At 75.0% G+C, this 1,210-nt stretch carries 1 protein-coding gene; it reads right to left on the bottom strand.

Annotated elements, in window-relative coordinates:
• Positions 1-162 precede the first annotated feature (162 nt).
• Positions 163-1,083: a mycothiol synthase gene (gene mshD, locus L1885_RS28480; protein ID WP_235800022.1), complete on the bottom strand. Its 921-nt coding sequence runs from the start codon at positions 1,081-1,083 to the stop codon at positions 163-165.
• Positions 1,084-1,210: the final 127 nt, after the last annotated feature.

The raw sequence follows: 1,210 nt of genomic DNA on the forward strand, positions 1-1,210 counted from the left end.
ACGGGTACGGGCCTCCTCGGCGTTGCCGGGCCGCGCGGCGGCGGGAAGGGCCCGGCGGCCCGGCCGCGCGGGCCCGCCGGCCGGGAAGCGTGTACGGGCGGCCCGACCGCCGGGGCGCGCCCTGACCGGCGGGCAGCGCGGCGCGCACCGCCCCCGGCCGGGTCAGAGCTCCGTGCGGTACATCAGGTCCGTCTCGTGCGTCGTGAAGCCGAGGCCCTCGTAGACCCTGACCGCCGCGGAGTTGTCGCCGTCGACGTACAGCATCGCCGTCGGCAGGCCCTCCGCCGCGAGGTGGCGCAGGCCGACCGCCGTCAGCATCTTGCCGAGCCCGCCGCCCTGCGCGCCCGGCCTCACGCCCACCACGTACACCTCGCCCAACTGCTCCTGGGCGTGCACCTTCGTCCAGTGGAAGCCGATCAACTCGCCTCCGCGCTCGGCCAGGAAGAAGCCCTTCGGGTCGAACCACGGCTCCGCCATGCGGTCGTCGAGGTCGCGCTGCGTCATGCCGCCCTGCTCCGGGTGGTGCGCGAAGGCGGCGGCGTTCAGCGCCAGCCAGGCCGCGTCGTCCTGGCCGGGCACGAACGTGCGCACGGCGACGCCCGCCGCGATCGCCGGCTCCGGGATGTCGAGCGGGACCAGCGGCCTGCGCATCTGGTGGAGTTCGCGGAAGAGGCTCAGGCCGAGCACCTGGGCGAGATGGCGCGCGCCGGACTTGCCGCCGTGGGCCCACATCCGCAGGCGCCGGCCGGAGGCGGTCATCAACGCGTCGCCCAGGGCGCGGCCGTGCCCGCGCCCGCGGAAGGACGGGTGCACGACGAGCTCCGCCGCGGGGGCCTCCACCGGGTCGGTGTCCTCCAACTGCGCGTACCCCACGACCTCGTCGCCGACCGTCAGCAGGAAGTGCCGCACCCCGTCGCGGTGGCCGCCGCGGAGCTGGAGCCTGCCCTGTTCGGAGACGGCCTGCATGCCGTCGGAGGCCGCGGCGTCGGCGAGCAGGCCGAGTACCGCCGCGGCTTGTTCGTCCGTGAGCGCGTCGAGGATCCGGATCTGCCCTGCGGGCTCACGAGCTGCTGCGTCAGTCATGGGGCGAGGGCAGGGGCGGGCCGGGGCCCGTGCGGGCTGTGACGGGAGTCCCGGCGGGGTGTCGGTGGGACGGCCTAGACTCAAGAAGCGATGAGCAGCCTCTTTGACGACAATTTCCTTGCGGACC

This window comes from Streptomyces fuscigenes (assembly GCF_021556455.1).
GTDB lineage: Bacteria > Actinomycetota > Actinomycetes > Streptomycetales > Streptomycetaceae > Streptomyces > Streptomyces fuscigenes.